The 25,458-nt window shown below is 67.6% G+C and carries 20 protein-coding genes; 8 read left to right on the top strand and 12 right to left on the bottom strand.

Annotated features, from left to right (window positions below; translation table 11 throughout):
- The first annotated feature begins 33 nt into the window (after positions 1 to 33).
- Positions 34 to 1,113, top strand: coding sequence for a protein kinase family protein (locus JLK41_RS13105; RefSeq protein WP_210389084.1), 1,080 nt, complete (start codon positions 34 to 36; stop codon positions 1,111 to 1,113).
- 514 nt (positions 1,114 to 1,627) lie between these two features.
- Here the strand turns inward: JLK41_RS13105 and JLK41_RS13100 are convergent.
- Positions 1,628 to 3,667, bottom strand: a complete 2,040-nt coding sequence (locus JLK41_RS13100) for a methyl-accepting chemotaxis protein (RefSeq protein ID WP_210389083.1) — start codon at positions 3,665 to 3,667, stop codon at positions 1,628 to 1,630.
- A gap of 58 nt (positions 3,668 to 3,725) precedes the next feature.
- Positions 3,726 to 5,396, bottom strand: coding sequence for a glucan 1,4-alpha-maltotetraohydrolase domain-containing protein (locus tag JLK41_RS13095; protein ID WP_210389082.1), 1,671 nt, complete (start codon positions 5,394 to 5,396; stop codon positions 3,726 to 3,728).
- Between the two features lie 363 nt (positions 5,397 to 5,759).
- On the opposite strand from JLK41_RS13095, the gene JLK41_RS13090 reads away from it, so the two are divergent.
- The 6 genes from JLK41_RS13090 to arsJ all read left to right on the top strand — a co-directional run bounded on the left by JLK41_RS13090 (position 5,760) and on the right by arsJ (position 12,602).
- Positions 5,760 to 7,034 (top strand): maltoporin, encoded by a 1,275-nt coding sequence (locus JLK41_RS13090; protein ID WP_210389081.1) that lies wholly within the window; start codon positions 5,760 to 5,762, stop codon positions 7,032 to 7,034.
- 125 nt (positions 7,035 to 7,159) lie between these two features.
- Positions 7,160 to 8,083 carry a MalM family protein gene (locus JLK41_RS13085; RefSeq protein ID WP_210389080.1) on the top strand — a complete coding sequence of 308 codons (924 nt, stop codon included), beginning with the start codon at positions 7,160 to 7,162 and terminating at the stop codon, positions 8,081 to 8,083.
- Positions 8,084 to 8,252: 169 nt separating this feature from the next.
- Complete coding sequence (malE, locus tag JLK41_RS13080; RefSeq protein WP_210389079.1) at positions 8,253 to 9,497, top strand: maltose/maltodextrin ABC transporter substrate-binding protein MalE; 1,245 nt, start codon at positions 8,253 to 8,255, stop codon at positions 9,495 to 9,497.
- A 319-nt stretch (positions 9,498 to 9,816) separates the two neighbouring features.
- Positions 9,817 to 10,203, top strand: coding sequence for a metalloregulator ArsR/SmtB family transcription factor (locus JLK41_RS13075; RefSeq protein ID WP_210389078.1), 387 nt, complete (start codon positions 9,817 to 9,819; stop codon positions 10,201 to 10,203).
- 31 nt (positions 10,204 to 10,234) lie between these two features.
- Complete coding sequence (locus JLK41_RS13070) at positions 10,235 to 11,239, top strand: ArsJ-associated glyceraldehyde-3-phosphate dehydrogenase (protein ID WP_210389077.1); 1,005 nt, start codon at positions 10,235 to 10,237, stop codon at positions 11,237 to 11,239.
- A 148-nt stretch (positions 11,240 to 11,387) separates the two neighbouring features.
- Complete coding sequence (arsJ, locus tag JLK41_RS13065) at positions 11,388 to 12,602, top strand: organoarsenical effux MFS transporter ArsJ (RefSeq protein WP_210389076.1); 1,215 nt, start codon at positions 11,388 to 11,390, stop codon at positions 12,600 to 12,602.
- Between the two features lie 4 nt (positions 12,603 to 12,606).
- Here arsJ and JLK41_RS13060 read toward each other — a convergent pair whose 3' ends face one another.
- The 5 genes from JLK41_RS13060 to JLK41_RS13040 all read right to left on the bottom strand — a co-directional run bounded on the left by JLK41_RS13060 (position 12,607) and on the right by JLK41_RS13040 (position 17,557).
- A complete protein-coding gene (locus JLK41_RS13060) occupies positions 12,607 to 13,470 on the bottom strand; it encodes an aldo/keto reductase (protein WP_210389075.1) in 864 nt (287 codons plus the stop codon).
- 144 nt (positions 13,471 to 13,614) lie between these two features.
- Complete coding sequence (locus tag JLK41_RS13055) at positions 13,615 to 14,286, bottom strand: bifunctional 4-hydroxy-2-oxoglutarate aldolase/2-dehydro-3-deoxy-phosphogluconate aldolase (RefSeq protein WP_210389074.1); 672 nt, start codon at positions 14,284 to 14,286, stop codon at positions 13,615 to 13,617.
- A 1-nt stretch (position 14,287) separates the two neighbouring features.
- Positions 14,288 to 15,001 (bottom strand): 6-phosphogluconolactonase, encoded by a 714-nt coding sequence (gene pgl, locus JLK41_RS13050; protein ID WP_210389073.1) that lies wholly within the window; start codon positions 14,999 to 15,001, stop codon positions 14,288 to 14,290.
- Positions 14,988 to 16,457: a glucose-6-phosphate dehydrogenase gene (zwf, locus tag JLK41_RS13045; protein ID WP_210389072.1), complete on the bottom strand. Its 1,470-nt coding sequence runs from the start codon at positions 16,455 to 16,457 to the stop codon at positions 14,988 to 14,990. The genes pgl and zwf overlap by 14 nt, the downstream gene beginning before the upstream one ends.
- A gap of 152 nt (positions 16,458 to 16,609) precedes the next feature.
- Positions 16,610 to 17,557 (bottom strand): IS481 family transposase, encoded by a 948-nt coding sequence (locus tag JLK41_RS13040; protein WP_210389071.1) that lies wholly within the window; start codon positions 17,555 to 17,557, stop codon positions 16,610 to 16,612.
- 135 nt (positions 17,558 to 17,692) lie between these two features.
- On the opposite strand from JLK41_RS13040, the gene JLK41_RS13035 reads away from it, so the two are divergent.
- Complete coding sequence (locus tag JLK41_RS13035; RefSeq protein WP_425321820.1) at positions 17,693 to 18,562, top strand: MurR/RpiR family transcriptional regulator; 870 nt, start codon at positions 17,693 to 17,695, stop codon at positions 18,560 to 18,562.
- Positions 18,563 to 18,605: 43 nt separating this feature from the next.
- Here the strand turns inward: JLK41_RS13035 and gpmI are convergent, their stop codons facing one another.
- Genes gpmI through pyk form a run of 5 tightly spaced genes read right to left on the bottom strand, consistent with a single transcriptional unit; the run spans position 18,606 to position 24,688 of the window.
- Positions 18,606 to 20,132: a 2,3-bisphosphoglycerate-independent phosphoglycerate mutase gene (gpmI, locus tag JLK41_RS13030; RefSeq protein WP_210389070.1), complete on the bottom strand. Its 1,527-nt coding sequence runs from the start codon at positions 20,130 to 20,132 to the stop codon at positions 18,606 to 18,608.
- A gap of 9 nt (positions 20,133 to 20,141) precedes the next feature.
- The gene (locus JLK41_RS13025; RefSeq protein ID WP_210389069.1) at positions 20,142 to 21,767 is read right to left on the bottom strand and encodes an NADP-dependent glyceraldehyde-3-phosphate dehydrogenase; all 1,626 of its coding nucleotides are present in this window, start codon (positions 21,765 to 21,767) and stop codon (positions 20,142 to 20,144) included.
- On the bottom strand, positions 21,764 to 23,071 hold the full coding sequence (gene eno / locus JLK41_RS13020) for a phosphopyruvate hydratase (RefSeq protein ID WP_210389068.1): 1,308 nt from the start codon (positions 23,069 to 23,071) through the stop codon (positions 21,764 to 21,766). The genes JLK41_RS13025 and eno overlap by 4 nt, the downstream gene beginning before the upstream one ends.
- Entirely contained in the window at positions 23,064 to 23,231 is a 168-nt protein-coding gene (locus JLK41_RS13015) for a hypothetical protein (protein WP_177432040.1), read from the bottom strand. The genes eno and JLK41_RS13015 overlap by 8 nt, the downstream gene beginning before the upstream one ends.
- A gap of 8 nt (positions 23,232 to 23,239) precedes the next feature.
- Complete coding sequence (pyk, locus tag JLK41_RS13010) at positions 23,240 to 24,688, bottom strand: pyruvate kinase (protein WP_210389067.1); 1,449 nt, start codon at positions 24,686 to 24,688, stop codon at positions 23,240 to 23,242.
- Positions 24,689 to 25,458 lie beyond the last annotated feature (770 nt).

The raw sequence follows: 25,458 nt of genomic DNA, 5'->3' as shown, positions 1-25,458 counted from the left end.
TACGCCGCGCACCACCTGCTACCCGGTACCGTCATGACACCAGAACAACAACGCCGTCAAAGCCAGCTGGCCTTCGCCGCCAGCCGCGCCGAACTCGAAGTAGGCTCGCTCGCGGGTTGCCCGCTGCCCCTCGACCAGTTGCTCGCCACCCGTGCCAGTAGCCCCTGGGTGCGTCGCCATTTCGGCAGTGGGCTTACCGCAGAGATCTACCAGATTGAGGTCAGCGGTAGGCTGTGGACGCTCAAGCGCGCACGTAATCCGTGCAAGGTGAAGAACCCCGACGGCCAGACCTCGTTTCTCAACGAAGTGCAGCGCCGCAGCGAACTGCAGGCACTCAAGCGTCAGGAACAGTGGCACGAGGCTCTCGGTGCGATAGTCGAGACCCGCTACGCCAGCTATCGCCAAGGTCTGCTGCTATCGCCGTGGATCGCCGGCGAGGCGGTCAGCGAGTGGGACGAGCGGCGCCTGCTGCAGCTGTTCGATACGCTGCTGGCGCTATTGCAGCTGGGCTTCTTCGAGTGGGACCTGTGCCCGGGCAACCTGCTCGACGACGGCCGCATCCGCTTGTTCGACTTCGGCTATATGTACCGCTTCGACCCGCTGCGCGCGTGCAACAGCAACGGGCTGCTGACCCCGCAGCACCACGGCGCCGAGCGCTTCGAAACGCGCTGCTACTACGCCTATCTGCTGGGCCTGGAGCGCGAGCGCGGGCAGAGCGCCGCCCTGACCGCGCTTGAGCTGGAAAAGCGCATCGCCCTGGAGTGCTACCGGCGCCTGCGCAGCCATCTGGCTGGACGCGGCGCCAGCGCCACGGTACTGGCCTGGCTGCAACGCATCATCGACCAGTGGCAGGACGCGCTGGGCGGCGGCCTCGACGGCCTGTACCTGCGCGAGGCCTGGCGCTCGCACCTGAGCGATCTGGAGGACGACCTCGGCGGCCAGACCTGCACGCCGCTGACCCTGCAGCGCATCGCCTGGCTGCAACGCTGCCTGGACGAATGCGGCGCCCAGCTGCGGCGCCTGGAACTGCTCGAAGGCCGCACCCCGGACGCCTGGCGCGCCGAGCTGGAACAGGCGCTGCAGCAGGCGCATGAGTGGCAGGTTGGTGAATAGGCAGAGCTAGCAGGCCGTTGAAAAACGTAGGCGAGGCAGCCAATGCAAGGCAAAAATAGGCGAAAAAGCGGAGTTTACGAGCTGTAAATGAGCATTTTGATCGGACTCGCGCACGAGCCTGTTTTTAACGCAGCAGTGGCAACGCAGATAGTTTTTCAACAGCCTGCTAGGCGGCCACGCGCGCCCCCTACAAAGGCCTGCCGTGTTCTCAGGGTGCGCCGCGGAGCACCGCGGCCTCGGTGGCTCTTTCTGCATACCCCATCCAGCGGCGACAACTCGACCGGACCGGGAATAGGCGCCGGTCTGGCAGATCGGCGTTTATCCCTGGTGCGCACGGCGCACCCTAGGGCTCGCCGCACCATATCCGCAGACTTACATATCGGCGTATCGGCACCATCGTAGGGTGCTCCGTGCGCACCGAGCTTGCGCGGTCACTCGCCGAACGCCCTCTCATCCTCCGCCACCCCGCCCCAATCCGCCGGATACACGCCTTCGCGCAGCAGGCACCGATCGCTCAGGTCAGGTAGCGGGCGCACAGCGCCTGCTGCTCGGCCACCATGGCCACCTGGCGCTCGCTGCTCTCGGTGATACCGACGATGCGCTGCATGTTGTCCTCGGCCACCGCGTGGATGTCGTGCATGCTGCGCGTCACGTCTTCGGCAGCCAGGCGCTGCTGGGCGGTGGCCTGGCTGATCTGCCGCGACATGCCGGCGATGGCGCCGACCTGCTCGTGGATCCGCTGCATCGCCTGATCGGCCTCGCCGACCTGGGCCAGGTTGGCTTGCATGTGCTGGCGGCTCAGCTCCAGCGACTGTACCGCCGCCTGGATGCCCTGCAGCAGACCGTCGATATGCGACTGGATCTCGCCGGTGGAACTGGCCGTGCGCAAGGCCAGGCTGCGCACCTCGTCGGCGACCACGGCGAAGCCGCGGCCCTGCTCGCCGGCACGCGCCGCCTCGATGGCCGCGTTGAGGGCCAGCAGGTTGGTCTGCTCGGCGATGCTGCGGATCACCGCGAGGATCTGGCCGATGCGCTGCCCGCCGACCTCGACCTCGGCGATCTCGGCCACGCTGCCCTGCAGCTGCTGCGCCAGCGCCCGGGTGCTGCGGATGGTGCCGGCCATGATCTGGCTGCCGCTGTCGACGCAGGCGCCGACGCTGTCGACCCGCCGCGCGGTCTGCTCGGCATGCACCGCCACCTCGGCGAAGCTCGATTCCATCTGGGTCAGGCTGGCGGCCAGCGCACCGATGCTCGAGCGCTGCCGATCCAGGCCCTGGCGCGCCTCGGCGCAGGAATCGGCATTGCCACGGGCGATGGCGTCCTGCTGGTCGGCGGCGCGGCCCAGCTGCGCCAGGGCGTCGCGCAGGTTGCCGGCGACCCGATTGACGTCCGCCGCGACCCGGCCGAACTCGTCTGCCCGCTGGTAATCGCAGCGGCCGCGCAGATCGCCCTCGGCCAACCGGTTCAGCGCGCCGGACACCGCTCCCAGCGCCCGGCGCATGGTGCGGCTGAGCCAAATGCCCATGCTCAGGGCGATGCCGAGCGACAGCGCGGCCAGCCACAGCAGGCGATCGAAGCCGCGCCGATAGGTCAGGCGCGCCTGTTCAAGCTGCGCCCGGGCGTCGCGCTCGCTCGCCTCGATCAGTTGCCCGACCTGCTCGCCCACCTGCGCCTGCAACGCCTGCAGCTGGCGCTTGCGCTCCTGGTTAGCCTGCTTGTCGGCGAGCCAGCCGGCGTACTGGGCCAGCGCGCCCTGGCCGTCGAGCAGCAGGTTGCGCTTGATCTCGGCGAACTCGCCCCGATAGGTATGCACATAGTCGGTGCGACTGTCCTGGTGGGGCAGTAGGTCGTCCAGCACCCGCCCCAGCTTGTCATGCAGATTGGGCATGCGTTCCCTGACCTTGGCCTCGGCCTGCTGCAGGCGCTGCGGCGAGGCGCTGCCGACCGCGTCGAAGACCAGTGCCTCGACCTGCTCCAGCGGAATGATGAACTGCTTGAGCGAGTAGGCGACGTAGTCGTCCTTGGTGACCGCCTGCACCCTGAGCAGGTCCTGCTTGAAGCGCGACAGTTGCAGCTGCAGGTTGCGCAGCGTCACCGCAGTGCGCTCGACCCGCGCCAGCACCTGGCGCTGCGCCTCCAGCAGTTCGCGGCTCTGCGCGTCCAGCTGCGGCAGCAACTGCCCCAGCCGCACCAGCTCGGCCTGTTCGGCGCCGTTCCCCAGGGTCCGCATGACGTCCAGGCGGGCGTCGACCCGTTCGGCATGCTGCCCATGCGCGGTGGCGAAGGCCTCGAGTTCCTCGGCGCGTTCGGCGCCGAGGGCATCGGACAGGTTCTGGGTCAGGCCCTGCAGGGCACTGAAGAAGCTCTGGCTGGCCTGCAGCCGCGCGGCGCTGTGGGCGATGCGTTCGCCCGAGCCCTGCAGCTCGCCGATGGCGCTCAGGCTGCTGCCGCCGAGCAGCACCAGCAGCAGGGCCAGCGCCGCGATCAGCAGGTACAGCCGCGGCAGGAAGCCGACCTTGAAGGCGGTCAGCCGGTTTACAAGAGGGGACAACATCGATCTCTCCTGTCGATAGAGACCGGGCCGCCGGGAACGGCGCGGCGGCCCGGCAGACTCAGAAGCCGCCGCTGGTGGTGGCCCCGACCGTAACCGTCAGGCTATTGTTGCCTCCCGGCTGCCAGGTCTTGACCTGCGCCGGGTCGCTCTCGTTACGGATGATGCATTTCCACTCCAGCTGCTGGCCGGCCGGCAGGGCGATGCTGCCCTTCCAGGTCGGGTAGGCGCTGGTGTCGCTCAGGCGCACGGCGCCGGCCGCGCTCCAGTTGCCCAGCTGGGCGACGTTACCCACCGCATAGACGCTGTCGCCCCACTGAGTCACGCCGTTGTCGCAGCGGAAGTTGACGCTGACCAGCTCGCCCTGATCTTCATCGTCACCCTGGCCGCTGCGCCAGATACGGATCGCGCCGTTGTCGGCGTTGAGCGCCTCGGTGAAGTCGCCGCTGGCCACCTGGCCGGGCGAGTCCAGGTTGGAGTCCAGGGCGATCAGCAATTGCTGCTGGCTGCCGCCGACCGTCGCCACCAGGCCGGAATAACCCGAATGGAACTGGATCGCCGAGGCGGCCTTGACCCCGGCGGCGCGGCGGATCTGGATCAGCTGGCGGATGAAGTCGCCATGGCCCCAGTCGTACATGTGCGGCCAGTACACCACCGGCGTGCCCGGGCTGCTGAGGATGTAGGCGTAGGCCTGCTTCAGCCGCGCGTCCGGCAACGGCCAGTGGTGCTGGCCGCCGTTGGGGCCGGGCGAGTAGCCGGTGTCGTGGTTGTCGACGAAGGTCACCGCCACCTCGCGCCAGCGCGCATCGGGGTTGCCGTTGAGGCCGTGGCGCCAGTCGGCGATGCCGCCGTTCTGCATGCGCTCCTTGAGGGCGAAGTCGAACACCGTGCACTTGGCGCGATCGGACCAGTCCTTGAGAATCTGCTGCCAGCTGGCGCCGTTGCGCCAGTCCCAGCTCGGGTACTCGCCCGGCGCCTTCCACAGCTCGCCGAGGCAGAAGCCGTTGTCGTGGGCATCGCTCATCCAGTTGGCGACCCGCTCGCCGGCGTAGCCGCGGACGAAGTCGAAGCGAAAGCCCCCGGCGCCATACTGGCTGCGCAGCCTGGCGAACTCGTCGCGGAACATCGCGTAGTTCTGCGGATGGCCGGTATTGAGGTCGGCGTCGCCGCCCATGAAGCGGTCGCCGTCGTCGCAGTCGTTGGCGTAGTTGCCCGGGTCATTGCAGTCGTGGCGCCACAGCCCCTGTCCGGCCGGCAGGTTGATCTCCTTGTCCGGGTAGCCGCGGTTCATATGGTTGGGCACCACGTCGTAGATGGGTTTGACCCCGGCCGCATTGAGCGCGCCGGCGGCCTGCTTGAGCAGGCTGTCGCTGCCGTAGCGGCCGTTCTTGTCGAAGTCGTGCCAGAAGTAGCCCTCGCCGCCGCCCGAGGTGCCGTTGGCCGGGTCGCTCCAGCTGGAGAAGTCGCGCCAGGGCACCGGCATCCAGATCGCACTGAAACCGTCGGCGGCCAGGGTCGGCGCCATGCTGGACAGGGTCGCGTACCAGTCGCTCGAGGTGGTGCGCACGGTGTTCCAGTGAAAGCCCTGGAGGATGATTTCGTCGCCGCCGTGGTAGCGCACGCCGGCGGCAGTCTTGCCCGGTGCGTCGGCGGCGCGCACCAGGTTGCCCCAGGGATAGGCCAGCGGGGCCATGGCCAGCACCAGGCCGGCCAGTCGCAGGTATCGGTTCATCTTGAAGCTCCGTTGTTGTCATTGTTGTGAGCATCCGACTACGGGGGGCAGCCCCCGGATGGACTGATCGGGCCGCGCGCGGGCGACCCGATCACGGCAGCCTGCCGCGCCTGGCCGCGCCGCCAAACCTCCCCCGCGCAGTTTCTGGCGGCGTAGAGCGCAGGCGTAGGGCAGCCACGCTTGCGCCATCCCCCCTGGCGCCGCGCTACGCCCCGCCGCTCCGCCTGGAAAAAAGCGCCCCGGGGAGGATGTGGTGGCGCCTTGCCTTGCCCGACTCTTGCCCGAAGCGCCACCGGGCCGACTGCCTGCCCTGTCGCGCCCAGTCAGTCCGACACCGAATCCAACAAGAAAGAAGGACCCACGATGAATACCAAGCAACCCGCCCAGCTGCTGCGTCCCAGCGCCCTGTTCGCCGCCATGCTGCTGGCCACCCCGGCCCTGGCCCTGGACTTCCATGGCTACATGCGTTCCGGCATCGGTGCCACCGCCGGCGGCGGCGACCAGGCCTGCTTCCAGGCGGCCGGCGCACCGGCCAAGTACCGCCTCGGCAACGAATGCGAGACCTATGCCGAGATCGGTCTCGGCCATGAGGTATGGAAGGAAGGCGAGCAGAGCTTCTATATCGACAGCATGATCGCCTACAAGTCGGACCAGGCGAACGACTGGGAGGCCACCGACAGCGACAGCGGCAGCGCCTTCAACAACGGCACCAGCTCGATCCGCCAGTTCAACGTGCAGGCCAAGAACTTCCTGCCCGCCCTGCCCGGCGCCACCCTGTGGGCCGGCAAGCGCTACTACAAGCGCAACGACGTGCACATCAACGATTACTACTACTGGGACGTCTCCGGCCCCGGCGCCGGTATCGAGGACATCGACCTGGGCTTCGCCAAGGCGCACGTGGCCTGGATGCGCAACAACGATGGCGACTACGTCTACGAAGGCACCGGCACCGGTACCAACGTGGCCAACGACACCCTCGACCTGCGCCTGACCGACATCGACTTCAACACCGACGCCAAGCTGGAGCTCGGCTACGACTACGGCAAGGCCAACCTGAGCGACCTCCAGGAGAAGGACCCCGGCTACACCAACCAGAAGGGTCATCTGGTCACCGTACAGCACATCCAGGGCAACTGGTTCGGCGGCTTCAACAAGCTCGCCCTGCAGTACGGCACCGACGGCATCATCGGCAGCACCGGGCGCAACAGCACCGGCAACAGCGACGGCAAGATGTTCCGTCTGGTCAACCAGGGCGTAGTCGGCCTGACCGACGACATCGAGATGATGTACGTGCAGATCTACGAGGATAAGGACTTCGACAACGACTCGGGGCAGACCTGGACCTCGTTCGGCGTGCGCCCAGTGTACAAGTGGACCAACACCATGAGCACCGCGCTGGAGTTCGGCTACGACCATATCGACCCGCAGGCCAAGGGCGAGAAGTCCCGCGACCTGAAGAAAGTCACCCTGGCCCAGCAGTGGTCGGCCGGCCGCAGCTTCTGGGCACGTCCGCAGATCCGTGTGTTCGCCACCTACGCCATGTGGGACGGCGGAAAGTACAACGCCGCCAGCGAGTCCATCGACGCCGGCGACGACGACGGCCTCACCTTCGGCGTCCAGGCCGAGGCCTGGTGGTAAGCGCTCGGGCATCCGTTGCATCCGGCTGCCCGGCAATACCGTAACGCTGCTCCTGTGGTCCTTGCCCCGGTTCTGCAATAGGCCGGGGCCTTTTACCAGGCGTGACATAAAAAGAGGAATAACCCATGCCACCGTTCAAGATCGCCAGCCTCGCGCTACTCACCGTTCTGTTAACCGGCTGCGCCAGCGAACCGCTACGCCGCATCGATGCCCTGAGCGCCAGCCCGGCGCCCCTGCAGACCTCCGCCGGCAGCGCCGAACAGGCCCTGGCCGCCGCGTCATCCTGCTGCGCCTCGCTGCGCGAGCTGCCCTACCAGCCGATCCCGGTGAACTTCAGCGGCGAGGTGCGCATCGACACCAGCGCGCCCGCCTTCGCCTTCGACAGCGGCAAGAGTTTTTTCCGCGCCTTCCAGCTGCCGGCCTCCAGCAAGTCCTTCGAGATCCGCCTGTACAGCCAGGCCGGCGACACGGTGCTGGCGCCCAACGCCATGCTGCTCGACAGCCGGTTCCGCGTCACCCGCCTGCTCGGCACCGAGGATTTCGTCTACGCCCCGGCTTCCGGCTTCAAGGGCGACAGCCTGGACGCGCGCCTGCGCGTCGACCGCCTGTACCCGGACAACCCCGGCAACGAACACTACCTGGTGCTCTACACCAGCGAGGCGCAGATGCGCGGCCAGACCGTCATCGAGCACCCGGCCAAGGCCTTCGCCCGCGCCCTCGGCAACGAGGCGCCGAACATTCCCGACCCGGTGGCCCAGCATGCGCCGGTGGGGGTGATCAAGATGGTGCTGATCGAGGACCAAGTGGCCGGCCAGCAGGCCAACAGCTACGTGCCGCCGTTCAGCATCGGCCGCGAGATGGGCAACCAGCTACCCAGCGTACCGGCCCCGGCCGTGCTGCCGGAGACCCAGGCCTACTACCGCCAGGGCATCGACGCCGCCCTCGCCGGCAAGGATCTGGAGCGCGCCCTGCGCCTGGCCGACGAAGCGGGCCGGGTCGGCGACGACAGCGCCAAGGCCTACCTGCTCGAACGTATCCAGATCCGCTGAAACGATCGCCCCGGGGTGACCTGGCCGGCGCCACCGCCGCAGCCGTAGGAGCCCCGCCCCGGGGCGAAGCTGTGCTGGCTCCGGGTTGCCGTCCCGCGCATTCGCCGCGGGGCGCGGCTCCTACAGAGGCGGGCAGGCTTGACGACTGACCGCCCAACCAGAGGTCGATATGAGAACAACAATAAGGCTCGCGACACTGATTCTGCTGTGCACCGCCCCCTGGCCAGCCCTGGCCTTCGAGAAGAACGTGCTGACCGTCTGGATCGGCCAGGACAAGGGCTTCAACGGCCTCGCCGAGATCGGCCAGCGCTTCACCGCCGACAGCGGCATGCCGGTCAGGGTCGCCACCCCGGACGACCTCGCCGTCCAGTACGACAAGTTCGCCGCCACCACCAAGGGCCCGGATATCGTCATCTTCGCCCATGATCGCTTCGGCTCGTGGATCAACAACGGCCTGCTCGAGCCGCTCCAGCCCAGCGCAGAGGCCCTGCAGCGCGCCCCCGGCTTCGCCTGGGAAGCGCTGACCGTGGGTACCCAGCGTTTCGGCTATCCCCTGGCCACCGAGGTGGTCAGCCTGCTCTACAACCGCGAGTTGGTTGCCAGCGCGCCGCGCAGCCTCGCCGAGGTCACCGCACTGGACCGGCGCCTGCGCACGCAGGGCAAGCGCGCCATCGCCTGGGACTACAACAACCTGTACTTCTCCTGGCCGATCATCGCCGGTGCCGGCGGCTACAGCCTGCACAAGCAGAGCGGCATCTACGACCTGGCCGATGTCGGCGTCGCCACCCCTGGCGCCATCACCGGCATGCAAGCGCTCAAGCAACTGCTCGACGACGGCGTGCTAGAACCCGGCGACGATTACGCCAGCGCTCTGGACGGCTTCAAGCAGGGCCGCATCGCCATGATCGTCAACGGCCCCTGGGTGTGGAACGAGCTGCGCGACGCCGGACTCGACTTCGCCATCGACTATGTACCGGGCATCGACGACGCGCGCCGGGGCAGGCCCTTCGTCGGCATCCTCGCCGCCGCGATCAACGCCAACAGCCCGCACAAGACGCAGGCACAGCGCTTTGTCGAGAACTACCTGAGCAGCGCCGAGGGCCTGCACAGCCTCAACGCCGACAAACCGCTGGGCGCGGTGGCCAACCACGAGGTCATGGCCGAGCTGCGCCACGACCCGCTGATCGAACACACCTACGAGTCCGCCGCCAGCGGCGAGATCATGCCGGACATCCCGGAGATGAAGCGCTTCTGGGCTCTGTTCAACTCTCGTCTGGGCGCCATGTTAAAGGGCGAGAAGCCGATCGCCGCCACCCTGGAAGAGATCGCCCAACGCCTGCGCGCCGCCGGCGAGGTGCAGGCCTGGCGCCGTCGCCACTACCCGACTGCCGACTCCGCGGCGGGGCCGTCCTGAGCGACCCCACTCTCCAATCCCCTCCAGGGAAATTCGGGCGGCCTCGGCCGCTCTTTTTTTTGGCGATCCCGGGCCGGGTTCAAGGCTGCCGGCTCTGCTGGTGCGTATGGCACAGCCTGCGCTCGTGCGCCGCAATCGCGCTCTATTAGCGGCTGAGCAATGCCTGCGGCTGCCTCCCCAGACGCGCCGGTATGGTGTCACTCGTTGCATCTTCTCTTTCGAATATTCCGGCTTGTCTACCTTCGGCACGGCTGATCCAGCCCACGCCGATTGCGGGGGATATCGGCGGGTTTCAAATATACGGATACCCGCATATGTTATGGCCCGACATTCAACCCGCGGACGCCGTCATGGCCGAACTGCTCACCCCACCACCGTGTTCAAGTGCCTGGCCGACGACACCCGGGTGCGCCTGATGCTGCTGATCGCCCGCGAGGAGGAGCTGTGCGTCTGCGAGCTGACCTGCGCCATCGGCGAGAGCCAACCCAAGGTCTCGCGCCACCTGGCCCAGCTGCGCAGCGGCGGCCTGCTGGCCGACCGGCGCCAGGGTCAGTGGGTCTACTACCGCCTGCATCCGCACCTGCCGGACTGGGTGATCGCCGTGCTCGAGACCACGCTCGCAGCCAATCGCCACTGGCTGAACCCGGACAGCAAGCGCCTGGCGGCCATGGGCGAGCGCCCGCAACGCAGCGCAGCCTGCTGCTGAACCTTTCCACCTGCCTAACGAGGCCAACGCCATGAGCATCAAAGTCGGTATCAACGGATTCGGCCGCATCGGCCGCCTGGCCCTGCGCGCCGCCTGGGACTGGCCGGAACTCGAGTTCGTGCGGATCAACGACCCGGCCGGCGACGCCGCGACCCACGCCCACCTGCTCAACTTCGACTCGGTGCACGGCCGCTGGCGGCACGAGGCCGGCAGCGACGGCGACTGCGTGGTAGTCGGCGGCCAACGCATCGCCGTCACCGCGAACAAGGCCATCGCCGATACCGACTGGAGCGATTGCGATCTGGTGCTCGAAGCCAGCGGCAAGATGAAGAGCGTCGCCGTGCTGCAGGGCTATCTGGATCAGGGCGTGAAGCGCGTGGTGGTCTGCGCGCCGGTCAAGGAGCCCGGCGCACTGAACGTGGTGATGGGGGTCAACCAGCAGCTGTTCGACCCGGCCGTGCACCGCATCGTCACCGCGGCGTCCTGCACCACCAACTGCCTGGCCCCGGTGGTCAAGGTGATCCACGAAAACCTGCGCATCCGCCACGGCTCGATCACCACCATCCACGACCTGACCAATACCCAGAGCATCCTCGATACGCCACACAAGGATCTGCGCCGGGCGCGGGCCAGCGGCATGAGCCTGATCCCCACCACCACCGGCTCGGCCATGGCGATCGCCGAGATCTTTCCCGAACTGCGCGGCAAGCTCGACGGCCACGCGGTGCGCGTGCCGCTGGCCAATGCCTCGCTGACCGACTGCGTGTTCGAGGTCGAGCGCGCGACCAGCGCCGAGGAGGTCAACGCCCTACTCAAGGCCGCCGCCGCAGGCCCGCTGGCCGGCATTCTCGGTTACGAGGAGCGGCCGCTGGTGTCCATCGACTACCGCAGCGACCCGCGCTCGTCCATCGTCGATGCGCTGTCGACCCTGGTGGTGGGCGGCACCCAGGTGAAGATCTACGCCTGGTACGACAACGAATGGGGCTACGCCAACCGCGCCGTGGAGCTGGCGCGCATGGTCGGGCAGGCCAGCTGACTCTGCTCTTGTGGGAGGGGCTTTAGCCGCGACCGGAGCGCCACAAGTCGCGGCTAACGCGAAATGCCGCCCAGCCGCTCACACAGGCCATGTTCCTTAACGTTGCGCACAGCCTAGGCGGCCCCGCGACACCCTACTGGATAACCTTATGCACGCCCTCGCCCGGCTCACCCCCGAAGTGCGCCAGTACCTGCTGGTCACCGGCAACTACTGGGCCTTCACCCTCACCGACGGCGCGCTGCGCATGCTGGTGGTGCTGCACTTCCACAGCCTGGGCTATACGCCGCTGGCCATCGCCGCGTTGTTCCTGTTCTACGAGATCTTCGGCGTCGTCACCAACCTGCTGGGCGGCTGGCTCGGTGCACGCATCGGCCTGAACCGCACCATGAACCTGGGGCTGGCGCTGCAGGTGCTCGCCCTGCTGATGCTGACGGTGCCGGCGGCCATGCTCACGGTGCCCTGGGTAATGGGCGCGCAGGCACTGTCCGGCATCGCCAAGGATCTCAACAAGATGAGCGCCAAAAGCGCGATCAAGCTGCTGGTGCCGGACAGCCGGCAAGGCACGCTGTATCGCTGGGTGGCGCTGCTGACCGGCTCGAAGAACGCGCTCAAGGGCGTCGGCTTCTTCCTTGGCGGCGCCCTGCTCGGCCTGCTCGGCTTCGCCGGCGCGGTGCTGGCCATGGCCCTGGCGCTCGGCGCCATCTGGCTGGCCAGCCTGGCGCTGCTGAAGAAGGACCTGGGCAAGGCCAAGGCCAAACCCAAGTTCCGCGACCTGCTGTCCAAGAGCCGGGCGATCAATATCCTCTCGGCCGCCCGCCTGTTTCTGTTCGGCGCGCGCGACCTGTGGTTCGTGGTGGCCCTGCCGGTGTACCTGGCCACTGTGTTCGGCTGGGACTTCTGGTGGGTCGGCGGCTTCCTCGCCGTCTGGATCATCGGCTATGGCATCGTCCAGAGCCTGGCCCCGGCGATCACCGGCAAGCGCAGCGGCCAGGTGCCGGACGGCCGCGCCGCTTTCGTCTGGGCCGCGCTACTGGCCGGCCTGCCGGCGGCCATCGCCCTCGGCCTGGGCAGCGCACTACCGGCGCAGACGGTGCTGATCGGCGGACTGCTGGCGTTCGGCGTGCTGTTCGCGGTCAACTCCTCGCTGCACAGCTACCTAATCGTCAGCTACGCCCAGGAAGACGGCGTGTCGCTGGACGTCGGCTTCTACTACATGCCCAACGCCCTCGGCCGATTGCTCGGCACCCTGCTCTCCGGCTGGGTGTTCCAGAACTGGGGCCTGGCGGCCTGCCTGTGGCTGTCGAGCGCCTTCGTGCTGGCCGCCGCGCTGATCTCGCTGGGGCTGCCGCGGCATCGCGCCTAGCCGCTCAGGGCGCGCGCATGCCGCGCGCCGCCTCGCTGAGATGGAACCAGGTCGGCGCATCCAGTTGCAGTTCGGCGCCGGCCAGGGCCTCGTCGATGCGCGTCTCGCGCAGGCTGCCGAGAATCGGCAGCGGCTGACCCGGCAAACGGCGCAGCCAGGCCAGGGCGACCTGCATTGGCGTCGCCTGCAGCGCCGCGGCTACTTCCTCCAATTCCTGCTGCAGCGCCGGGGCGAAACGGCCTCCGGCCAGCGGCGACCAGGCCAGCACCTGCAGACCGTCGGCCTGCAGCGCCTGCAGACGACCGTCCCACACCGCCTGCTGGGCGGCGAGCGACAGCTCGATCTGGTTGCAGCGCAGCGGCAGCTCGCGGCCGAGCACCTGCCAGTGCAGCGGCTCGGCATTGGACAGGCCGAGCCAGCCGACCTTGCCGACCGCGACCAGCGCCTGCAGCGCCCGCGTCACCTCGTCCAGCTGCAGCAGCGGATCGGGCCGATGCAGCAGGAAGCCGTCCAGCCGCTCGACGCCCAGGCGCTGCAGCGAGGCCTCCACCGCCTGGGTCAGGTAGCGGGCGCTGCTGTCGTAGTGCTTGACCCGCCAGCGCGAGACGTCCTGCGCCGCCGGCACTATGTCGGCCTTGCTGATCAGCTGCAGGCGCTGGCGCAGCGCCGGACGCAGGCGCAGGGCGGCGCCGAAGCGCGCCTCGCACTCGCCCAGGCCGTAGATATCGGCGTGATCGAAACCGTTCAGCCCGCGCTCCACGCAGCGCTCGACAAAACCGAGCAGCGCCTGCGGCGCGGCCAGCTCGGGATAGTCGAGCAGGCGCATCATGCCCAGCAGCAGCGGCTGGCGGAGCGGAAAGCTAGTCATGGGAGGAGTCCAAGTAATTGGTGGTGCGCACAGCGCACCCTACGGGTTTGCCGCCATCCCGTAGGGTGCGCCGTGCGCACCAACAGAGCCGGCGGACGGCGCATGAAATCGACCATTGCCGGTCGAGTCCGCGCTGCGGCCCTATCAATCCAGCAGCTGCAAGGCCTCGGCGCTGCACTGCCGGATACGCGCCCAGTCGCCCTGCTCGACCCATTCGCGCTGGAACATCCAGGTGCCACCGACGCACATCACGTTGGGCTGGGCCATGTAGCGCTGCAGGTTGTCCGGGGTGATGCCGCCGGTGGGGCAGAAACGCACGCCGCCGAACGGGCCGGCCAGCGCCTTGAGCGCGGCGACGCCGCCGCAGACCTCGGCCGGGAACAGCTTGAAGCGGCGGTAGCCGAGGGCGTAGCCGATCATCAGCTCGGAGGCGCTGCTCACCCCCGGTAGCAGCGGCACCGGGCTGTCCAGGGCGGCCAGCAGCAGCTCGCGGGTGCTGCCCGGGGTGACGATGAACTGCGCCCCAGCATCCGTGGCGGCGGCCAGCATGTCCTCGTCCAGCACGGTGCCGGCGCCGACACACAGTTCAGGACGCTCGGCACGCAGGCGGCGAATCCCTTCCAGACCGTGCTCAGAGCGCAGGGTCACTTCCAGCACGCGCAGGCCGCCGGCGGCCAGGGCGTCGGCCAGCGGCAGGATGTCCGTCTCACGGGCAATGGTGATCACCGGCATGATCCGCGCCTGCGCGCAAATGCGGTCGATCTCGGCGATTTTTTCGGCCATGCGCGCGCGCTGGTCTTGGTCGAGGCTGGTCATGTCAGGGGCACCAATGAATTTCGAGAGGGGAATGCAGGAAAGCGCGGATCGGCAGCTCGGCGATCTCACCCGGCAGCAGCGCCGCGCTCAGTGTGTTCAGTTTCGCCTGGCCCTGGATCGCCAGCAGCGGCAGGCGCGCACGGGCCAGTACCGGCAGGGTCAGGGTCAGGCGCTGCGCCGGCTGGCTCGGCGCCTGCATCGGCAGCACCCGGCGCGGGCAGTCGGCGCGCAGCGCCTGGTCGAGATTGGGACTGTCCGGGAACAGCGAGGCGGTGTGGCCGTCGTCACCCATGCCGAGCACCAGCACGTCGATCGGCGGCAATTCGGCAAAGGCCGCATCGGCCAGCTCCGCCGCCTGCTCCAGGCTGCCGGCAACCCGGTACAGGCCGAGGAACTTCGCCTCGGAGGCCGCGCCACGCAGCAGATGACGGCGCACCAGCGCCTCGTTGCTGCCGGCGTGATTGACCGGCACCCAACGCTCGTCGGCCAGGCTGACCAGCACCTGCGCCCAGGGCAGCGCCTGCTGCGCCAGGGCCTCGAAGAAGGCCACCGGGCTGCGCCCGCCGGACACCACCAGGGTGGCGCTGCCGCGGCTGTCGATGGCCTGGCGCAGCGCCTCGGCCACGCGCAGGGCCAGGGCGTCGGCCAGTTGCTCGGCCGCGGCGTGGCTGCGGGCGCTGACGCCCGGCGGCAGGTCGAGATCAGAGATCGCCATACCAGCTCCTCCCGTCGCGAGTGATCAGCGCCACCGAGGCCATCGGCCCCCAGCTGCCTGCCGTGTAGGGTTTCGGCGCTTCGCCCAGACGCTGCCAGCCGTCGATCAGCTGATCGCACCACTGCCAGGCATACTCGATCTCGTCCTTGCGTACGAACAGGTTCTGGTTGCCGCGCATCACCTCCAGCAGCAACCGCTCGTAGGCGTCGGGGATGCGGGCGCTGCGATAGGTGTCGGAGAAGCTCAGCTGCAGCGGGCCGCTGCGCAGCTGCATGCCCTTGTCCAGCCCCTGGTCCTTGGTCAGCACCTGCAGGGCGATGCCCTCGTCCGGCTGCAGGCGGATGATCAGCTTGTTGCCGATCAGCTGGCGCTGCTCCGGGGCGAAGATGTAGTGCGGCGGCGCCTTGAAGTGAATGACGATCTGCGACAGCTTCTGCGGCATGCGCTTGCCGGTGCGCAGGTAGAAGGGCACGCCGGCCCAGCGCCAGTTGCGGATGTCGGCACGCAGGGCGACGAAGGTTTCGGTGTCGCTCTGGGTATTGGAGTTCTCTTCCTCCAGATAGCCCGGTACCGGCCGTCCATCGCTGCTGCCAGCGACGTACTGGCCACGCACCACGCGCTGGCCGAGCTGCTCGACGCTGATCGGCTCCAGCGCCTTGAGCACCTTGACCTTCTCGTCACGGATGCTGTCGGCGGAGAGGTCGCTGGGCGGGTCCATGGCGATCAGGCAGAGCAGCTGCAGCAGGTGGTTCTGGATCATGTCGCGCAGTTGCCCGGCCTGATCGAAGTAGCCCCAGCGGCCCTCGATACCGACCTTCTCGGCCACGGTGATTTCCACGTGGGAGATGTGGTTCTGGTTCCACTGGGTTTCGAACAGGCTGTTGGCAAAACGCAGGGCAATCAGGTTCTGCACCGTCTCCTTGCCCAAGTAATGGTCGATGCGATAGACGCGGTTCTCCGGGAACACCCGCGCCACCGCGTCGTTGACCGCACGCGAGGATGCCAGGTCGTGGCCGATCGGTTTCTCCAGCACCACCCGCGTGCCCTCGGCCAGCCCGACGGCGGCCAGGTTGGCGCAGATGCCGCCATACACCGATGCCGGGGTGGCGAAGTAGGCGACCAGCTGGTCCTGTGCGCCGGCCAGCTCGGCCAGGGCCAGGTAGTCCTCGGCCTGAAGAAAATCCATGGTCAGGTAGTGCAGGCGCGCCTGGAAACGCGCCAGCGCGCCCTCCTCCAGCTCCTTGGCCGGCACGTACAGGCGCAGGGCCTGCTCGATGGCGGTCAGATGGCGCTGTGGCTCGCCGGCTTCGCGGGCCAAGGCGAGGATGCGGGAGTCGTCGTGCAGTAAACCGGCGCGATCGAGCTGGTAAAGCGCGGGAAACAGCTTGCGCAGAGCCAGATCGCCGAGGGCGCCGAACAGGGCAAAGGTACAGGATTCGAGCTTTATCGCGGCCATGATGTTTGTTCTTCTATCAAGATGCGCTAGAAATACCGTGTAACAGCGGTTAAATCAAGAACAAATGTTGTAATAACAACAACATTTTTCCATTATCCGGATAAGCAGTGGTGAGTCACAGGCGGCATCAGTAGGATAGGCCGGCCGTTTGGCTAGCTGTGTAAACCCAGTACGTTGTTCAGTGGAAGCGGTGCTCTGCTGATCGGGGGCAGGTATCCGAGGCTGGCGTGCAGTCGGTGCCAGTTGTAGTGATGCAGCCAGGGCAGCAGGTGCGCTGCTCGCTGCTGTGAAGTGTCGTAGCTACGGGCATAGGCCCATTCACGCAGGCTCGTTTGGATGAAGCGCTCGGCCTTACCGTTGGTGCGTGGCGTATAGGGCTTGGTACGGATGTGTTTCAGCCTGAGTCGAGCACACAACCGTTGAAACGCCCGGGACCGATAACAGGCGCCGTTGTCTGTCATGACGCGCCGAAAGCAGATGTTCAGCCCGCGGTAGTAGCGCAGTGCTTGCAGCAAGGCCCGGCAGGCGCTGCTGCCGCGCTCATCTGGATGCAGGCTGGTGAACGCCAGTCGGGACGCATCGTCGATAGCCACGTGCATGAACTCCCAGCCGGCGCCGTCGGAGCACTGCTGACGGTCGCCAGTGACTCGATGCCCGGGTTTCCAGAAGCGGCCAAGCTTCTTGATGTCCAAGTGCAGGAGATCGCCAGGATTGGCGTATTCATAACGCACCACCACAGGAGCGGGTTCCAGCTCAGCCAGCCGATGAAAGCCGGCCTGCTTGAGGCGGCGGGCCACGGTACTGACGGCCAGGCCGAGTATCTGAGCGATCTGCCGGTAAGTCTTGCGAGAGCGACGTAGCTCGATCAGTTGCTCGACCAGAGCGATTGCCGTGGCATGGGGGCATGAGTGCGGACGTGATGAACGATCCATCAGGCCAATCTCACCTTCCTCACGAAAGCGTTTGAGCCACTTGTAGGCTGTACGCACACTGACGCCAGCGGCTTGTGCCGCATCTTCGACTCGCAGACCGTTGAGCATGCGCTGCACGAGAAGGGCTCGACCTCGCGGGGTAAGACGGGCATGTTTATGCAGGTTCATCCGGGGCTCCTGGAAGGCTGTGTTGGTCGCGCTTCCAGAATTCCGGGAATGCCCCGGATGAACAACCTACTGAGAGATCACAGCTAGCCATTGCCCTGCTGCCAAGCCCGTTCAACCGCCTGTTAGGAGCTCCCTATGGATCGCGTGCGCAACCTGCTGGAACAAATCCAGAGCCGCCTGGACGACCTGAACAAGGCCGAACGCAAGGTCGCCGAAGTGATCCTGCATGATCCGCAGCAGGCCACGCGCTTCAGCATCGCCGCGCTGGCCCAGGCCGCCGCCGTCAGTGAGCCGACGGTCAACCGTTTCTGCCGCTCGTTCGGCGCCAACGGCTACCCGGAACTGAAGATGCAACTGGCACAGAGCCTGGCCAGCGGCGCCGCCTACGTCAGCCGCGCGGTATCGGCGGACGACGGCCCCGAGGCCTACACCCGCAAGATCTTCGGCAGCACCATCGCCTCGCTGGACAGCGCCTGCCAGAGCCTTGACCCGCAGCACGTCAGCCGTGCGGTCGACCTGCTGATCCAGGCGCGGCAGATCCATTTCTTCGGCCTCGGCGCCTCGGCCTCGGTGGCGCTCGACGCGCAGCACAAGTTCTTTCGCTTCAACCTGGCAGTGTCGGCGCATTCCGACGTGCTGATGCAGCGCATGATCGCCTCGGTGGCGCACACCGGTGATCTGTTCGTGATCATTTCCTATACCGGGCGCACCCGCGAACTGGTGGAGGTGGCACGCCTGGCGCGGGAGAACGGCGGCTCGGTGCTCGGCCTGACCGCCGCCGGCTCGCCGCTGGCCAAGGCCAGCACCCTGAGCCTGGACATTCCGCTGCCGGAGGACACCGACATCTACATGCCGATGACCTCGCGCATCATTCAGCTCACCGTGCTCGACGTGCTCGCCACCGGGGTGACCCTGCGCCGCGGCGTGGATTTCCAGCCACACCTGCGCAAGATCAAGGAAAGCCTGACCGCCAGCCGCTACCCGGCGGACGAGGAGCCGATCTAGGGCGATCATCCGCCTTTCGGCGGCAGGCACGCCCCAGCGACCATCAATCCTTCAGCAACAGCGACCGCCCTTCCATTTCCGCCGGCAGCGCCAACCCCATCAAGTCCAGCAGGGTCGGCGCAATGTCGCACAGCCTGCCATCCCCGAGGGCGAACTGCCCGGCCCGTCCGCTGACCAGGATCAGCGGCACCGGATTGAGGGTATGCGCGGTATGTGCCTGACCCGACTCGGCGTCGCACATCTGCTCGACGTTGCCGTGATCGGCGGTGATCAGGCACTCGCCACCGGCTGCCAGGGTCGCCTCGACCACCTCGCCCAGGCAGGCGTCCAGCGCCTCCACGGCGCGCACCGCCGCATCGAAGCTACCGGTATGGCCGACCATGTCGCCGTTGGCGTAGTTGCATACGATCAGATCGAAGCGCCGATCCCGGATCGCCTCGACCAGGCGCGCGGTCAACTCGGGCGCGCTCATCTGCGGCCGCAGGTCGTAGGAGGCGACGTCCGGCGACGGGATCAGGATGCGCTCCTCACCGGCGAATGGCTGCTCGCGCCCGCCGTTGAAGAAGAAGGTGACGTGGGCGTATTTCTCCGTCTCGGCGATGCGCAGCTGGGTCTTGCCGAGCCCGGCCAGGTATTCGCCCAGACTGTTACGCAGGCTTTGCGGCGGGAAGGCGCAGGGCCCGTCCAGCTGCTGCGAATAGCGGGTCAGGGTCAGCAGCCGGCGCTTGTCGACCAGGCGCGCGCTGGCGAAGCCGTCGAAGGCCGGATCGACCAGCGCCTGGCACAGCTGCCGCGCCCGGTCGGGCCGGAAATTCATGAAGATCAGCGCATCCTCCTCCGCCAGCGCGACCGCCTCGCCGATGCCGGTAGCCTGGACGAACTCGTCCGACTCACCGCGGCCATAGGCCTGCTGCAGCCCGGCCTCGGCCGTGGCCGCCCGGAACTCGCCGCGCCCCTCGACGATCAGCCGGTGGGCCGCCGCGATCCGCTCCCAGCGATTGTCGCGATCCATCGCGTAGTAACGACCGATCAACGAGGCGATGCGCCCCTTGCCCAGCGCATCCAGCTCGGCCTGCAGCTGCGCGATGAAGGGCCCGGCGCTCTGCGGCGGAGTGTCGCGGCCATCGAGGAAGGCATGCACGTAGAAGCGCTCGATGCCGCGCTCGGCCAGCACCCGGCAAGCGGCGATGATCTGCTTGGCGTGGCTGTGCACCCCGCCCGGCGACAGCAGGCCGAGCAGGTGCACCGCACCACCGCGGCGCCGCGCGCCGTCGAGCAGCTCGACCAGCGCCGGATTGGCGGCGAACTCGCCATCGGCGATGGCCCGGTTGATCCGCGTGAGGCTCTGGTACACCACGCGCCCGGCGCCGAGGTTCATATGGCCGACCTCGGAATTGCCCATCTGCCCCTCGGGCAGACCGACCGCCAGGCCCGAGGTGGCGATGCGGCCGTGCGGATAGTGAGCGAACAGTGCGTCCAGGGTCGGCGTACGCGCCGCGGCCAGGGCATTGCCCTCGACCTCCCGGCGCAGGCCGATGCCGTCGAGAATGATCAGGGTTCGGGTGGTCATCGGCGCCTCTCAGAAGATGTAATCGGTGGTCAGGAAGCTCGATTCGCGGTTGCGGATGATCTCGCTGACCAGCGCCTTGTTGCCGTCCTGGAACTTGGTCGCCACCAGGGTACGGATGGAGAACACGCGCAGCGCGTCGTGCACCGACAGGGTGCCTTCGGCCGAGTTCTTGCGACCGTTGAACGGGAAGCTGTCCGGGCCGCGCTGGCACTGGGCGTTGATATTGATCCGGCCGACCTGGTTGGCGAAGGCATCGACCAGCCGGCCGACCTGGGCCGAGTCGCTGCCGAAGATGCTCAGCTGCTGGCCGTAGTCGGAGTCGAGCACGTAGTCGATCACCGTCTGCAGGTCGCGGTAGGGCACCACCGGCACCAGCGGGCCGAACTGCTCCTCCTGATAGATGCGCATGGCCGGACTCACCGGGTAGAGCACGGCCGGGTAGAAGAACGACTGGCGCGACTCGCCGCCGTCGGCATTGACCACCCGCGCACCCTTGGCCACGGCATCGGCCAGCAGGGTCTGCAGGTAATCGCATTTGCCCGGCTCGGGCAGCGGCGTCAGGGCGACCCCGGGTTCCCAGGGCATGCCCGGCTTGAGCGCGGCCAGCCCGGCGCTGAACTTGTCGAGAAAGCTGTCGACCACATCCTCATGCACGAAGAGGATCTTCAACGCCGTGCAGCGCTGCCCATTGAACGACAGCGCCCCGCTCAGCGCCTCGCTCACGGCGTTATCCAGGTCGACCTCGGGCAGCACGATGCCCGGATTCTTCGCGTCCAGGCCCAGCGCCGCGCGCAGGCGGTGCGGGCGCGGGTGCAGCTTCTTCAGGTCGCTGGCGCCCTTGTGCGTACCGATGAAGGCGAACACGTCGACCTTGCCGCTGGCCATCAGCGCGCTGACGGTCTCGCGGCCGCTGCCGTAGATGACGTTGATCACCCCGGCCGGGAAGCTGTCGCGGAACGCCTCGAGCAGCGGGCGGATCAGCAGCACGCCGAACTTGGCCGGCTTGAACACCACGGTGTTGCCCATGATCAGTGCCGGGATCAGGGTGGTGAAGGTCTCGTTCAGCGGGTAGTTGTAGGGCCCCATGCACAGGGTCACGCCCAGCGGCACCCGGCGGATCTGGCCGAGCGTGTCCTGCTCCAGCTCGAAGCGGCTGGAGCGACGGTCCAGCGCCTTGAGCGCCTCGATGGTGTCGACGATGTAGTCGCAGGTGCGGTCGAACTCCTTCTGCGAGTCCTTGAGGTTCTTGCCGATTTCCCACATCAGCAGCTTGACCACCGCCTCGCGCTGCTCGCGCATGCGCGCCAGGAACGCCTCGACGTGCTGGATGCGCTCGGCCACGCGCAGGTTGGGCCAGGCACCCTGACCGTTGGCGTAGGCACGCACCGCGGCGTCCAGGGCGGCCAGCGCCGCCTCGGCGTCGAGCCGCGGCGTGCTGCCGAGGATCACCTGCTCGTCGCCCTGTGCGGTGGCCAGGAACACCGGGCTGCGCACCGGTGCCAGCGACCCCTCCCAGGTGCGCAGCTGGCCATCGACCAGGTAGTCGCGCTGCTCGATGGGCGCGCCGGGGCGGTATTGCTCGGGAATCTCGGCCAGGGCCGGAAACAGGCGATCGAGACGGTTGGCAGCGCTCATGGCGTCAGCTCCTCTGGGGGGAAGATCGAAGCGCCGCAATAGGCGGCACGGCCTTGCAGCGCCTGCTCGATGCGCAGCAGCTGGTTGTATTTGCCGACCCGGTCGGTACGACACAGCGAACCGGTCTTGATCTGCCCGGCGCAGGTGGCCACCGCCAGGTCGGCGATGGTGGTGTCCTCGGTCTCGCCGGAGCGGTGCGAGATCACCGCGGTGTACCCGGCATCCTGGGCCATGCGGATGGCATCGAGGGTCTCGCTGAGACTGCCGATCTGGTTGAACTTGATCAGGATCGAGTTGCCGATGCCGCGATCGATGCCCTCCTTGAGAATCCGGCTGTTGGTGACGAACAGGTCGTCGCCGACCAGTTGCACGCGTTTGCCCAGCTTCTCGGTCAGGTAGGCCCAGCCATCCCAATCGCTCTCGTCCATGCCGTCCTCGATCGAGGCGATCGGGTAGCGCTGGCACAGCCCGGCCAGGTAGTCGGCGAAGCCGGCGGAGTCGAAGCTCTTGCCCTCGCCGGCCAGCACGTAGCGACCGTCGCGGTAGAACTCCGAGGCGGCGCAGTCCAGCGCCAGACTGATGTCCTTGCCCAGTTCATAGCCGGCGCGGCGCACCGCCTCGGCGATCACCACCAGCGCCTCCTCGTTGGACGCCAGCGAGGGCGCGAAGCCGCCTTCGTCGCCCACCGCGGTGCTCAGGCCGCGCTCGCCGAGCACCTGCTTGAGCGTATGGAAGACCTCCGCCCCCATGCGCAGCGCCTCGGCGAAGGAGCCGGCGCCGATCGGCTGGATCATGAACTCCTGGATGTCGACGTTGTTGTCGGCATGCTCGCCGCCATTGATGATGTTCATCATCGGCACCGGCAGGCTGAACCGCCCCGGCTGGCCGTACAGCGCCGCCAGGTGCTCGTACAGCGACATGCCGAGCGCCGCGGCAGCGGCCTTGGCAGCGGCCAGCGACACCGCGAGGATGGCATTGGCGCCCAGCACGCTTTTGCTCTCGCTGCCGTCCAGGGCGATCATCGCCGCGTCCAGCTCGCGCTGGTTCAGCGCATCCAGGCCGAGCACGCGCTCGCGGATCGCGCCGTCGACGTTGGCCACCGCGCGCTGCACGCCCTTGCCCAGGTAGCGCGCGCCGCCGTCGCGCAGCTCCAGCGCCTCGCGACTGCCAGTGGAGGCACCGGACGGCACGCTGGCGATGCCGACCGCGCCGCCGGCCAGGGTCACCACGGCTTCGACGGTCGGGTTGCCGCGCGAGTCGAGGATCTCGCGAGCGGTCACTTGCTGGATGCGGGTGTCAGTCATTGCCTTCGCTCTCCGGGGAAAGGGTTGCAGGGGTTGGCTCGACGGGCGCAGCGGCGAGCAGCTCGCGCTGCTCGGCATAGGCTTCGCGAAAATCGAAGTCGCGCGGCCACTCGAATTCGCCGGCGGGCACAGGGCCACCGGACTGAAGGGGCGTATTCATGGGAACTCCTAGCAAACGTCGTCGCCGACGCGGATCACCCGCAGGCAGTTGGTGCCACCCTGGGCATTGGCATGGTCGCCGCGCGAAATCAGCACATGATCGCCGTCGGCCACCACGCCGCGGCGCAGCAGCTCGTCGACCGCGCGGGCGTTGATCTCGGCCAGCGGCAGGCGCTCGCTGTCGAACGGGATGGTCTGCACCCCGCGGAACAAGGCGACCCGGTTCTGGGTGCGCGGATTGCGCGAGAAGGCGTAGATCGGCAGGTGCGAGCGGATCCGCGACATCAGCCGCGGCGTGTCGCCGCTCTCGGTCATGCAGATGATCGCCTTGACCCCGTGCAGGTGGTTGGCCGCGTACATGGCCGCCATGGCGATCGACTCGTCGATCTTGTGGAAGACCTCATCCATGCGATGGCGCGAGCGATGCGCCAGCGGGTGCCGCTCCGCCCCGACTATGACCCGGCGCATGGCCTCGACCGTCTCGATCGGATAGGCACCGGCCGCGGTCTCGACCGAGAGCATTACCGCATCGGTGCCGTCGAGCACGGCGTTGGCGACGTCGAACACCTCGGCACGGGTCGGCAGCGGCTGGCTGATCATCGACTCCATCATCTGCGTCGCAGTGATCACCACCCGATTGAGGCTGCGGGCGCGCTCGATGATCAGCTTCTGCACCGCTACCAGCTCGGCATCGCCGATCTCCACGCCGAGGTCGCCGCGCGCCACCATCACCCCGTCGGAGGCTTCGATGATCGCATCCAGCACCTGCAGCTCGGCGACCGTCTCGGCGCGTTCGATCTTGGCGATCATCCCGGCCTCGCCGCCCGCCTCGCGCAGCAGCCGGCGCGCCAGCTGGATATCGGCGGCGTCTCGCGGGAAGGACACCGCCAGGTAGTCGACCTGCATCTCGGCGGCGGTGAGGATGTCCTCGCGGTCCTTGTCGGTCAGTGCCGCCGCCGACAGACCGCCGCCCTTGCGGTTGATGCCCTTGTTGTTCGACAGCGGCCCGCCGACCAGCACCTCGCAGAGCAGCCGGCTGGCCTCGACGCGCTTGACCTCCAGCTCGATGCGGCCGTCGTCCAGCAGCAGGATGTCGCCGGGGCGGCTGTCGCCGATCAGCGCCTCGTAGTCGATCCCCACCGCCTGCTCGTCGCCGGACTGCTTGTCCAGTGCTGCATCGAGGGCGAAGACCTGGCCCTTGGACAACCGCACCTTGCCGGCGGCAAAGCGGGCGATGCGGATCTTCGGCCCTTGCAGATCGCCCAGCACGGCGACGAAGCGCCCGTGCTTGCGCGCCATCTCGCGCACCAGGGCGGCCCGGGCGATGTGCTCGGCGGCGCTACCGTGGGAGAAGTTCAGGCGCACCACGTCGACACCGGCCAGCACCAACCCCTCGATCGCCTCGGGGCTCTCGGTGGCCGGGCCCAGGGTGGCCACTATTTTCGTTCTTCGTTGCACAGTTCAACCCTCATAAAGACCTGCTTGCATACAGGACAGGGACCGGAATCGACCTAGGCACAAGCCGTTCGCGCGGCAGCCGACACAAGTGCCCGCCAGCCCCGCATGACCACCACCCGCCGAGCCCGCGCGCCACCCGCCAGATCGAACCCCAGGCAAGCTGCAGCGGACAGAAAAGTGGTTAACTTAAGAATATTTTCAATTAATACCCCTAAAATTCAGAGCAAGCAAGAAAAAATGTAGTAATAAAAACAATATAAACATCCACTCGCCCCCATCGTCGGCGGCACCGGCAAAGGCTGAAATGGCGGCGCCCCAGCGCGCGCTGCGCGAGCGCGACGCTGCCATGACCTCAGTCGCGCCTTTGCCGGCAACCCGCGAACGGCAGATCACAGGCGCCGTCAGCCGGTAGCGGGCGTCCTCTGGGGGGCGCTATCGACCCGAGCGTCGGGGGGCGCGAAGAGCCGGCGGCGCTGCGGTCGTCAGACGCCTTGCCGCGAACGAACCAGCGACGCGACACGCACAATGTGCCGCTCACGGTGGGACCGCCGGGCGGCACCCGCCTGCGCCAGTTCAAGGAAAGCCTGACCGCCAGCCGCTATCCGGCGGATGAGGAGCCGATCCAACGAATCGGCAGTGATGGGCCGGTGCGCATGACGCACCGGTTCGCGGCGCCGCGCCGATAATCGAGTGCATGGTGCGCACACCCCAGGCGGCCCCGCGACACCTATACGAGCTTCGGCGATAAACCTTTTGCATACGCGCGCACC

Origin of the sequence: Ectopseudomonas khazarica (assembly GCF_017915135.1) — a bacterium.
In the GTDB taxonomy this organism is placed as follows: domain Bacteria; phylum Pseudomonadota; class Gammaproteobacteria; order Pseudomonadales; family Pseudomonadaceae; genus Aquipseudomonas; species Aquipseudomonas khazarica.
The sequence above is the reverse complement of the archived record's forward strand: the minus strand, read 5'-3'. Positions and strand labels throughout refer to the sequence as shown.

Bases quoted from the DNA above. Each gene is read 5' to 3' on its own strand.
- zwf (WP_210389072.1), bottom strand. From the start codon at position 16,457: ATGGCCGCGATAAAGCTCGAATCCTGTACCTTTGCCCTGTTCGGCGCC.
- JLK41_RS13085 (WP_210389080.1), top strand. From the start codon at position 7,160: ATGCCACCGTTCAAGATCGCCAGCCTCGCGCTACTCACCGTTCTGTTA.
- pgl (WP_210389073.1), bottom strand. From the start codon at position 15,001: ATGGCGATCTCTGATCTCGACCTGCCGCCGGGCGTCAGCGCCCGCAGC.
- JLK41_RS13105 (WP_210389084.1), top strand. From the start codon at position 34: ATGACACCAGAACAACAACGCCGTCAAAGCCAGCTGGCCTTCGCCGCC.
- gpmI (WP_210389070.1), bottom strand. From the start codon at position 20,132: ATGACCACCCGAACCCTGATCATTCTCGACGGCATCGGCCTGCGCCGG.
- JLK41_RS13025 (WP_210389069.1), bottom strand. From the start codon at position 21,767: ATGAGCGCTGCCAACCGTCTCGATCGCCTGTTTCCGGCCCTGGCCGAG.
- malE (WP_210389079.1), top strand. From the start codon at position 8,253: ATGAGAACAACAATAAGGCTCGCGACACTGATTCTGCTGTGCACCGCC.
- JLK41_RS13035 (WP_425321820.1), top strand. From the start codon at position 17,693: ATGGATCGCGTGCGCAACCTGCTGGAACAAATCCAGAGCCGCCTGGAC.
- JLK41_RS13055 (WP_210389074.1), bottom strand. From the start codon at position 14,286: ATGACCAGCCTCGACCAAGACCAGCGCGCGCGCATGGCCGAAAAAATC.
- JLK41_RS13060 (WP_210389075.1), bottom strand. From the start codon at position 13,470: ATGACTAGCTTTCCGCTCCGCCAGCCGCTGCTGCTGGGCATGATGCGC.
- JLK41_RS13075 (WP_210389078.1), top strand. From the start codon at position 9,817: ATGGCCCGACATTCAACCCGCGGACGCCGTCATGGCCGAACTGCTCAC.
- arsJ (WP_210389076.1), top strand. From the start codon at position 11,388: ATGCACGCCCTCGCCCGGCTCACCCCCGAAGTGCGCCAGTACCTGCTG.
- JLK41_RS13070 (WP_210389077.1), top strand. From the start codon at position 10,235: ATGAGCATCAAAGTCGGTATCAACGGATTCGGCCGCATCGGCCGCCTG.
- JLK41_RS13040 (WP_210389071.1), bottom strand. From the start codon at position 17,557: ATGAACCTGCATAAACATGCCCGTCTTACCCCGCGAGGTCGAGCCCTT.
- eno (WP_210389068.1), bottom strand. From the start codon at position 23,071: ATGACTGACACCCGCATCCAGCAAGTGACCGCTCGCGAGATCCTCGAC.
- JLK41_RS13090 (WP_210389081.1), top strand. From the start codon at position 5,760: ATGAATACCAAGCAACCCGCCCAGCTGCTGCGTCCCAGCGCCCTGTTC.
- JLK41_RS13100 (WP_210389083.1), bottom strand. From the start codon at position 3,667: ATGTTGTCCCCTCTTGTAAACCGGCTGACCGCCTTCAAGGTCGGCTTC.
- JLK41_RS13095 (WP_210389082.1), bottom strand. From the start codon at position 5,396: ATGAACCGATACCTGCGACTGGCCGGCCTGGTGCTGGCCATGGCCCCG.
- JLK41_RS13015 (WP_177432040.1), bottom strand. From the start codon at position 23,231: ATGAATACGCCCCTTCAGTCCGGTGGCCCTGTGCCCGCCGGCGAATTC.